Origin of the sequence: Promicromonospora kroppenstedtii DSM 19349 (assembly GCF_000515355.1) — a bacterium.
Classification (GTDB): Bacteria; Actinomycetota; Actinomycetes; order Actinomycetales; family Cellulomonadaceae; genus Promicromonospora; species Promicromonospora kroppenstedtii.
The window spans coordinates 98,747-108,199 of record NZ_KI911665.1; the positions used below are offsets into that span (position 1 = coordinate 98,747).

Sequence of the window (9,453 nt, forward strand, 5' to 3'; positions counted from 1 at the left end):
CGTCGGCTCCGAGGAGGCCGGCCGGCTCGCGGCCCAGCGTCCGGAGGACGCGCAGGTGACCGTGCTCAGCCCGCGCGAGACCAAGGGCCTGGAGTTCGACGCCGTCGTGCTGGTGGAGCCGGCCGCGATCGCGGAGGGCGCCGGGGGCACCAGCGACCTCTACGTGGCGATGACCCGGCCGACGCAGCGCCTGGTGGTGCTGCACGCCCGCGACCTGCCCGAGGGGTTCTGACCGCGAGGCCACGTCCACCTGCCGTCCCAGCAGGCGGGACGTGGCCCCCATCCGTTTGTCGCTCGCCCGCACCCTGGCGCACCATGGGTGCGTGCAGCGAGCCCTTCTCCTCGAGAACGTCCACCCCACCTCCGTCCCGATCCTCGAGTCGGCCGGGTACGAGGTCGACTACCGCAAGGGAGCCCTCGACGAGGACGAGCTGATCGCCGCCCTCGACGGTGTGCAGCTCCTCGGGATCCGGTCCAAGACCGAGGTGACCGCGCGGGTGCTGGCCGAGTCCGACAGCCTGGTCGGCGTGGGTGCCTTCAGCATCGGCACCAACCAGATCAACCTGACGGCGGCCGCCCACCGCGGCGTCGCGGTGTTCAACGCGCCGTTCTCCAACACGCGCTCCGTGGTGGAGCTGGCGATCGCGGAGATCATCTCCCTGACCCGCCGCATGACCGAACGCGACCGCGCCCTGCACGCGGGTGTGTGGGACAAGTCGGCGGACGGCTCGCACGAGGTGCGCGGCCGCACCCTCGGCATCGTGGGCTACGGCAACATCGGCTCGCAGCTCTCCGTGCTCGCCGAGAACCTGGGCATGTCGGTCATCTTCTTCGACACGGCCGAGAAGCTGGCGCTCGGCAACGCGCGACGCGTCGAGACCCTGGACGAGCTCCTGGAGACCGCGGACATCGTCACGCTGCACGTGGACGGCCGCTCCGGCAACGCCGGCCTGTTCGGTGAGAAGCAGTTCGACCGCATGAAGCCGGGCGCGATCTTCCTCAACCTGTGCCGCGGGTTCGTGGTCGACGTCGACGCGCTGGCGGAGCGCATCACCTCCGGACACCTGTCGGGCGCCGCGGTCGACGTCTTCCCGCAGGAGCCCAAGAAGCGCGGCGACGCGTTCGAGTCGGTGCTGCGCGGCCTGCCGAACGTGATCCTCACGCCGCACGTGGGCGGCTCCACCGAGGAGGCGCAGGAGGCGATCGGCCAGTTCGTGGCCAAGAAGCTGAGCGACTACGTGACGACCGGCTCGACGATGCTCAGCGTCAACCTGCCCAACCTCCAGCTCGAGCACACGGGCGTGGGACGCATCAAGCTGCTGCACCGCAACGTGCCGGGCGTGCTGGCCACCGTCAACCAGATCTTCGCCGACCACGGCGCCAACATCGAGGGCCAGATGCTCGCCACGCGCGGCGACATCGGCTACGTGGTCACCGATATCTCGGACGTGACCGAGCGGGGTGCGTCCAAGAAGCTCCAGGCGCTGGACGCGACGATCCGCCTGCGGATCCGCGACGCCTTCGAGCGCCCTGAGTTCCCGCCGGGACCGGCGGCCCGCTGACCCCGGCGGCCGGTGCCGGTGGTCCCACCGGCACCGGTCAGGCCGCCGGCCCGGAGACGGGTAGCGGCCGGACCCCGTCGATCGCGAGGGACACGAGCCGGACGGCCTCGTCCGCGGCGTCGGCGACCCCCTCGGTGACCAGCGACACGGCGTTGACGAGGGTCAGCAGGTCGACCATCGTGGTCTCGGGCCGCACTGCACCGGCGCCCTGGGCGCGCCGCAACAGCTCGCCGCCGGCGTCGAGCAGCATCGACCCGCAGCCCGCACCCGACGGCGGGTGGGGCGGGCCCATCATCAGCGAAGCAGCGAGACCGCGCGTGGTCGCGCCGTAGACCGCCACCGCCCGCAGCCAGGTCACGAGGGCCTCACCCGGGTCGTCGCTCGCCGCGAGCTCCCGGGCCTGGGCGCACAGCGCCTCGACACGGTCGTGGAAGACCTCCTCGAGCAGCGCCTGCCGGGTCGGGAAGTGGCGGTGCAGGGTGGCGGAACCGACGCCTGCCTGCCGGGCGATCTCCTCGAGCGACGCGTTCGCCCCGGACCGCGCCACCTCGGCCCCGGCGGCCGCCAGGATGCGGTCGTAGTTGCGCCGGGCGTCCGCACGCAGCGGTCGCACCGGTGCCGCCGGGGCGGCCGAGATCTCTGTCACACGAGCTCCAACCAGTGGTCGAGGCGAGTTTTCCTCCATCGTAGCCGGGCGGCTCGTTGACAAACGGGGTGCCCCTCCATATCTTGGACACAAGCGGGGTGCCACCCCATTTGAGTGATGGAGATGCTGATGAACGACGTGACCACTGCTGAGCCGCGCGTGGTGCTGGTGACCGGGGCGAGCTCCGGTTTCGGCCGGCTGACCGTGGAGTCTTTGGCCCGGCGCGGCCACCAGGTGTTCGCCGCGCTGCGCGGCGTCGACGACCGGAACGAACGGGCCGCCGCCGAGCTGACGACGCTCGCCGCGGACGAGCGGCTCGAGCTGCGGGTCGTCGAGCTCGACGTGACGGACCAGGCCTCCGCCGACCGCGCGGTCGACACGGTGCTCCGGACGGCGGGGCGGCTCGACGTCGTCGTCAACAACGCGGGCTCGATCTTCCCCGGACCGCTCGAGGCGTTCTCGGCCGACGAGGCGGCGCGCCAGCTCGACGTCAACGTGCTCGGCGCCCTCCGGGTGAATCGGGCGGCCCTCCCCCGCCTCCGGGAGCAGGGCCACGGGGCGCTCGTCCAGATCGGCTCGATCTCGGGCCGGGTGACCCTCCCGTACAGCGGTTTGTACGCCGCGAGCAAGGCAGCGCTCGGCAGCCTCACGGAGGCGTGGCGCCACGAGCTCGCGCCGTTCGGCGTCGAGTCGATCCTCGTCGAGCCCGCGCCCTACCCCACCAGCATCGGGAACAACGCCGTCTCGCCCGCGGACACGGCCCGACTGTCCGTTTACGGCGAGGGCATGGGGCGCTTCGTCACGGAGCTGACCGAGCGCCAGACCGCGACGCCGGAGGACCCCCGGGCGGTTGCCGACACAGTCGCCGCGCTCGTCGAGCTGCCCGGCGGCACCCGGCCGTGGCACGTCGTCGTCGCCCCCGAGGCCCAGCGCCAGGCCGTCGAGTCCGCCGCCCGCGCGGCGGACGACGCCGCCCGCGCCGTGAGCTCCGACATGGGCGTCGCCGCCTTCATGACCGCCGGTCAGCCGAGGACGGAGGCCGGGATCCTGTAGGCCGAGAACGCCTCGGCCACCTGCGCCTCGTCCAGGCCGTAGCGCTCCAGCGAGTACGCGTGCGGGCGGTGGCCGCTGCGGTCGAGGGCCGCGGCCAGGTTCGCGTCGTCCGTCGCGCCCCACTCCAGACCCAGGTTCTCGAACAGGCCGTGCACCACGGTCTCGGGGTCCTTCATCAGGTCGTCGTAGACGACGTCGATCACGGCGTCGTCGGGCAGCTGCTCGCGCAGGGCGACGGCGCGCTCCACGCCGCGGGCCGAGATGCCCAGCCACTCCTGGCCGATGCGCTCCAGGTCGATGCGGCCGGGCTTGATGTACATGACCTGCGTCGCCTCGGCCATGGAGCAGCCGGACGCGACCGTGGCGGCCGGCGCGCGGTGCGTCCAGACGAAGCGCGCCCCCGGGAACGCCGCCAGGATCTCCGGCATGCGCCACAGGTCCATGGGGTGCTTGAGCACCCAGCGGTCCGGGGCCTCGCCCGCGGCCATGATCTGCAGCGCGTTGCGCAGGAACCGGTAGTCCTCGGTGAGGTCGGCGTTCGCCACCCAGTCGAGATAGCGCGGCGCGGGACCCCACGTCGCGTACATCTCGGTGTGGGCACGCAGCATGAAGTCCTCCTCCTCGCCGTCGGCGACCAGCGGGTGCAGGTGCCCCCACACGGGGCTCAGCCTGGCCACCGTCGCGTAGCGCTTGCGGGCCTGCGCGATCAGCTTCTCGCGCTCCGCCTGCGGGCGCGGCAGGCCCAGGTTGTCCATCTCCCACAGCTTGGGGCCGCGGTTGCCGGGGTGCCGGGCGATCAGGTTGTACGTGAGCGTCGTGCCGGTGCGCGGCAGCCCGACGACGAACACGGGCGCCGTCACCGGCTCGTCCCGCACCTCGGGGCGGCTCGCCTGGACGTCGCGGACGATCGCGCGGTTGGTCAGCCGGGTCCGGATCTGGCTCTGCGTGCTCGACCAGCCCATGCCGCTCAGGTCGGGGTTGGCGGCATGGTCGGCCAGGAGCAGGCGCAGCCCGTCCAGCGCCGCGAGCTCATCGTCGCCGAGCGCGACGCGGCCGCTCTGGGCGTCGGCGAGCAGGCGCTCGAAGACGGCGTCCGGGTCCTTGCGGGTGCGCAGCCCGGGGGCGAGCAGCACGTTGAGAAGTCGAAGCAGCGGGGTGGCCTGGGGCATAGGGCACATCCTGCCCATCCGGCCGGGCAGCGACAAGCGACCTGGGGCGGCGGACCTGATCGTGACCTGCGGCATTGCTACTGGCAATGCCGGTCCGCTCGCGGTTAGCATCCCGAGCGAGGGCCTGTGCCCGGTGTCACGCACGACCCGGACCACGCCGCCCACGAGAGGGGAAACGTGACCGCATCACCGCCGTCGGGCCCAGCACTGCGGCTGGGCGACACGACCGCACGCACGCTGCTCGCGGAGACGACGTCGGCCGCCGACGCGAACGCGGTGTACGAACGGTTGCGGACGCGGTGGGGCTCGATCGCCCCGGTCGACCTGGAGCCGGGCGTCCCCGCCTGGCTGGTGCTGGGGCACTCCGCGGCGGTGGGCATGCTGCGCGACGACCGCACGTTCATCAAGGACCCGTCGATCTGGAACGGGCACGGCGCGGGCCTGCTCGGCCCCACCTCGACGCTGCACCTGGTGCTCGCCAAGACCCCCAAGCCCACCCTGGCCGACGCCGACGGCCCCAAGCACGCCCGCCTGCGCCCGCCGGTCGACGACGCGCTGGAGCAGATCGACGAGACCCGCGCCGGCGCCATCACGCGGCGGTTGTGCGGCATGCTCATCGACCGCTTCGAGGACCGCGGCCGGGCGGACCTGGTCGCCGAGTACGCCGCGGTGGTCCCGTTCCTGGTGCTGTCCGAGCTGGACGGCCTGGAGCCCACGCAGGCGCAGCGCCTCCAGGAGATCACCCGGGCGATCTTCGAGGCGGGGGCCGACGCCCGCGCCCTGACCGACGAGCTCCGGGAGATCGTCACGGGGCACATCGCGTACAGCCGCGAACGCGGCACCCGGGACATCGCCGGGGTGCTGTCGGTGCACGACAACTTCGAGCACGACCTGGAGCGGGCCCAGACCCTGACGGCGATCACCGCCGCCGCGACCGAGGCGCTCATGGCGTGGATCGCCCAGACCCTCGTGCTGGTGCTGAGCGACCCCCGGTTCTCGCACCGCATCTCGGGCGGCCGGCTGCACATCGACGACGCGCTCGACGAGGTGCTGTGGCGCTCCACGACCAACCCGAACCTCATGCCGCGGTTCGCGGTGCGCGACACCGTGGTCGACGGGAAGCTGATCCAGCGCGGCGACCCGGTGGTCGTGGCCGTGCACGCCGCCAACCATGACCCGCTGGTCCAGTCCGACGACCCGTGGGACACCGTCGGCAACCGCGCCTACCTGTCGTTCGGCGCCGGCGCCCACCGCTGCCCCGCGCCGCGCCTGGGCCGCGTGGTCTCGCGGATCGCGGTCGCCGAGCTGCTGCAGCGCCTGCAGGTCACGCTCGACGGCGACCCGGACGAGGTCGAGTGGGCCACCAGCCCGTGGATGCGGTTCCCGGCGCGCCTGCCGGTCACCTTCCCGTCGCCACGCGAGCAGGCGCCGCCCCGACCCCTGTTCCCGACGACGGCGCCGCCGACGTACTAGCGCAGACCCGCAGGTCAGCCCGTCGCACCCGACCCAGGTCGGTGCGGCGGGCTTCTTCTTGGCGCTCATCTCTGATTCGTTGTGTGATGTTCTGTTAACTCTGCCGCCGCGACATGTGACACGTTCCGGACGGCTGATTGACAGAACCGCACAGCATCGGCCATTGTTGCGGTCGCACCAGCCGCCCGCCCTCGACGACGAGGAACATCAGCGATGTCAGCTTCACAGTTTGAAACTCTTCAGCACACTAATTCACATTCGCCACCACGGCGGCTCACCGACGGTCAGTTCGCCCTGCTCCTGCTCCTGCCCGGTGGCGCCCTGCTGCTCGGCGTGGTGCTCTACCCGCTCGTCGCGGCGCTCGTGACGGCGTTCTTCGAGCAGAGCCTGGTCGTCCCGGGCCGCACGTTCGTGGGCCTGGCGAACATCGTCGACGTCCTGACCGGCGACTTCCCCCGGCTGCTGGGGCAGACCCTGGTCTTCACGGTCGGCACGACGGTCTTCCCGTTCGTCATCGGCTTCGCCCTGGCCCTCGCCCTGAACACCCGGATCCGCGGCGCCAAGGTGCTGCGCGGCCTCATGCTCATCCCCTGGCTCGTGCCCGGCGTCGTCGTCTCGTTCCTGTGGATGTGGATCTTCAACGCCAACTACGGCGTGCTGAACGCGCTCCTGGAGACGCTCGGCCTGATCGACGGGCCCGTGGCCTGGCTCGCGCAGCCCGGCACCGCCATGACCGCGGTCGTGGTGGCCAAGACCTGGCAGTCCTTCCCCTGGATGATGGTCATGCTCCTGGCCGGCCTGCAGACGGTGCCCCGCGAGCTGCACGAGGCCGCGGAGATGGACGGCGCCGGCACGGTCCGCCGTTTCTTCTCGATCACGCTGCCCCAGGTCAAGGGCATCGTCGGCCTGGTGCTGCTGCTGGAGCTCATCTGGAACTTCCAGCACTTCGACATCATCTACGTCCTCACCGGGGGCGGCCCGGCCGGCGCCACGCAGACGTTCGCGACCGCCGTCTACGAGACCGCCTTCCACGGGTTCGACCTCGGGCGCGCCGGTGCGCTCGGCCTGCTCTGGATGGTCCTCCTGATGGGCCTCGTCGTCGTGTACATCCGCTTCTCCGAGAAGGGAGAGGGCAAGTGAGCGCACTGACGCCGACCCGCACGCCCGCCCACCGTCCGCCGGCCTCGCCGGACTCCCCCGCCCCGGTCCGCAGGGTGCGCCGTGGCGCGCTGCGCTCCGAGCGCCGCGGGGTGCGGATCTCAGCCTGGGCCGCCGTGGTGGTCTGCGGCGGGTTCGCCCTGCTGCCGGTCTACTGGCTGCTCGCCACCTCGCTCACGCCGCGCGAGCAGGTCTTCGCCTACCCGCCCCGGCTGTTCCCCGCCACGCCGACGCTCGATGCGTTCGCCGCGCTGGCCGGCAACGAGCAGCTGTTCGTCTACCTGCGCAACAGCCTGCTGGTCTCGGTGCTCACCGCCGTGCTGTCCGTGCTGGTCTCGGCGTACATGGGCTACTCGTTCTCCAAGTTCCGCTACCGCGGGCGCCGGTCGCTCATGTACTTCGTGCTGGCCTCGCAGATGTTCCCGCAGGCCCTCCTGCTGGTGACGCTGTACTCGCTGTTCAGCGCGTACGGCCTGCTGAACACCTACACCGCGCTGGTGCTGAGCTTCACCACGTTCACGCTGCCGCTGTGCGTGTGGATGCTCAAGGGGTTCTTCGACACCATCCCCGACGAGCTCATCGAGGCGGCTCGGGTGGACGGCGCCTCGCGGCTGCGGATCATCCACGCGATCGTGCTGCCGCTGTCGGCCCCGGGCCTCATCGCCGCCGGGCTGTTCGCCTTCGTGCGCGGCTGGAACGACTTCATCTTCGCCCTCACGCTCGCCGGCCCCGAGAAGCAGACCCTGCCGCCCGGCCTCGTGAACACGTTCGTCGGCGAGGCGTCCACCGCCTGGCCCGAGCTCATGGCCGCCTCGCTGGTGGTCTCGCTCCCGGTGGCCATCGCCTTCATCGCCCTGCAGAAGTACCTGGTCGGCGGCCTCACCGCCGGCGCCGTCAAGGGCTGACGGCGCGGGGCGGCCACCGCCGCCAACCGCCGCAACCCCGCAGTCCCCGTACGCCCGACCCTCATCGTGGAGGATTCCCATGCCTGCCTACCCCGCCCTCGACACCACCACCCTGTCCCGCCGTCGCCTGCTGCAGCTGCTCGGCCTCGGCGCGGGCACGCTCACGCTGGCTGCCTGCGTGCCCGAGGCCGGCCCCGCCGCACCGCAGGCCGCGAGCACCGCGGCCGCCGGGGCCAGGACCGACTTCAGCTTCGCGTCCTGGTCGCTGACCGAGGAGACGGCCGCCCCGGCGATCCGCGAGCTGCTCGGCCAGTACGCGGACGCCAACGACGTCAAGGTCCGGGAGGTGTCCTACCCGTACAACGAGTACATCAGCCAGCTCACGCTGCAGGTCAAGGGCGGCCAGGTCACGGGCGCCGTACACGTGGACGTCGCGTGGCTCGGTTCGCTTGCCGCGCTGGGCAAGCTGCAGGACCTCGGCCCGCTCGCGCAGGGCGCGGACTACACGCAAGCGGGGCTCACGGCGGCGCAGTTCGACGGCGTGCAGTACGGGCTGCCGTGGAACATCGGCGCGATCGGTCTCATCGCCAACTCCGGCCTGCTGGAGCAGGCCGGGATCGGCGAGGCGCCCGCGACGATCGACGAGTTCGAGGCCGCGCTCAAGGACCTCAAGAAGCTCGGCGGCGGCGTGGTGCCGTACGCGGCGTCCACCAAGGCGGCGCAGCTCAAGGACGTGCTGATCTGGATGGAGACGTTCGGCAGCCCGCTGCTCGACGGCGGCAAGGTCACCATCGGCGACGACGCCAGCGTCGAGGCCGTCACCTGGTACAAGTCGCTCTACGACCAGGGCCTCATCGCGGCCGACGTCGACCGGTTCGACGCGCGGTCGCTGTTCGCGCAGGGCCGCGCCGCGATCTACGACGACGCGATCGTCGGCCGCGACGCCGTCGTCAGCGATTCGCCCGACAAGAAGCTGGCGGACAAGCTCACGGCATGGTCCCGCCCCGTGCTCGCGGCCGGCGACACCCCGCGCGCCCTGGTCTGGGGCGGCGCCCTCGCCGTCGTCCAGGGGGACGGCGCGGAGACAGCCGCCGACTTCGCGAAGTGGATGACGTCGGACGTCGAGGTCGCCAAGCAGTACTTCGCGGCGCGCGGCCTGCCGCCGGCCACCGAGTCGGCGCTGGCGCTGCCGGAGGTGGCGGACGACGCGTTCGGCGCGCAGTTCGCCGAGCGGATCACCGCCACGGCCACCACCAACCCGTTCTGGGTCTACCCGCAGTACGCCCAGATCGAGACTGTCATCGCCGAGCAGGTCCAGGCGGTGCTGGTGGGCAGCGCGGAGCCGAAGGCCGCCATGGAGAAGGCCGGCGCGGCAGCACAGAAGCTGGTCGACTGATGCGCCGGCCCCACAACCCTCGCCCCCGCGCCGTCACGGCCGCCCTCGCGGCGGCCGTGACCCTCTGCGCCGCCCTGCCCGTGTCGGCCGC

8 protein-coding genes and 1 pseudogene are annotated in these 9,453 nt (G+C 72.0%); 7 read left to right on the forward strand and 2 right to left on the reverse strand.

All coding sequences use genetic code 11. The features are described from left to right. A pseudogene (locus PROKR_RS32705) lies at positions 1-232 on the forward strand (AAA family ATPase); the annotation flags it as partial. Between the two features lie 91 nt (positions 233-323). Beyond that, positions 324-1,562 carry a phosphoglycerate dehydrogenase gene (gene serA, locus PROKR_RS12830; RefSeq protein ID WP_036963885.1) on the forward strand — a complete coding sequence of 413 codons (1,239 nt, stop codon included), beginning with the start codon at positions 324-326 and terminating at the stop codon, positions 1,560-1,562. Positions 1,563-1,599: 37 nt separating this feature from the next. Here serA and PROKR_RS12835 read toward each other — a convergent pair whose 3' ends face one another. Further along, positions 1,600-2,208: a TetR/AcrR family transcriptional regulator gene (locus tag PROKR_RS12835; RefSeq protein WP_051432939.1), complete on the reverse strand. Its 609-nt coding sequence runs from the start codon at positions 2,206-2,208 to the stop codon at positions 1,600-1,602. Between the two features lie 129 nt (positions 2,209-2,337). Here PROKR_RS12835 and PROKR_RS12840 point away from each other — a divergent pair, with 129 nt between their 5' ends. Continuing rightward, positions 2,338-3,261, forward strand: coding sequence for an SDR family oxidoreductase (locus PROKR_RS12840; RefSeq protein WP_036963889.1), 924 nt, complete (start codon positions 2,338-2,340; stop codon positions 3,259-3,261). Here the strand turns inward: PROKR_RS12840 and PROKR_RS12845 are convergent. Continuing rightward, complete coding sequence (locus PROKR_RS12845; protein WP_036963772.1) at positions 3,231-4,430, reverse strand: sulfotransferase family protein; 1,200 nt, start codon at positions 4,428-4,430, stop codon at positions 3,231-3,233. The genes PROKR_RS12840 and PROKR_RS12845 overlap by 31 nt on opposite strands. A gap of 177 nt (positions 4,431-4,607) precedes the next feature. Here PROKR_RS12845 and PROKR_RS12850 point away from each other — a divergent pair, with 177 nt between their 5' ends. From PROKR_RS12850 to PROKR_RS12865, 4 genes are all read left to right on the forward strand, one after another. Beyond that, positions 4,608-5,903: a cytochrome P450 gene (locus PROKR_RS12850; RefSeq protein ID WP_157602041.1), complete on the forward strand. Its 1,296-nt coding sequence runs from the start codon at positions 4,608-4,610 to the stop codon at positions 5,901-5,903. Positions 5,904-6,116: 213 nt separating this feature from the next. Next, a complete protein-coding gene (locus PROKR_RS12855; protein ID WP_051432942.1) occupies positions 6,117-7,043 on the forward strand; it encodes a carbohydrate ABC transporter permease in 927 nt (308 codons plus the stop codon). Next, positions 7,040-7,966 carry a carbohydrate ABC transporter permease gene (locus PROKR_RS12860; protein WP_051432943.1) on the forward strand — a complete coding sequence of 309 codons (927 nt, stop codon included), beginning with the start codon at positions 7,040-7,042 and terminating at the stop codon, positions 7,964-7,966. The genes PROKR_RS12855 and PROKR_RS12860 overlap by 4 nt, the downstream gene beginning before the upstream one ends. A gap of 79 nt (positions 7,967-8,045) precedes the next feature. After that, positions 8,046-9,362 carry an extracellular solute-binding protein gene (locus PROKR_RS12865; RefSeq protein WP_036963774.1) on the forward strand — a complete coding sequence of 439 codons (1,317 nt, stop codon included), beginning with the start codon at positions 8,046-8,048 and terminating at the stop codon, positions 9,360-9,362. Positions 9,363-9,453: the final 91 nt, after the last annotated feature.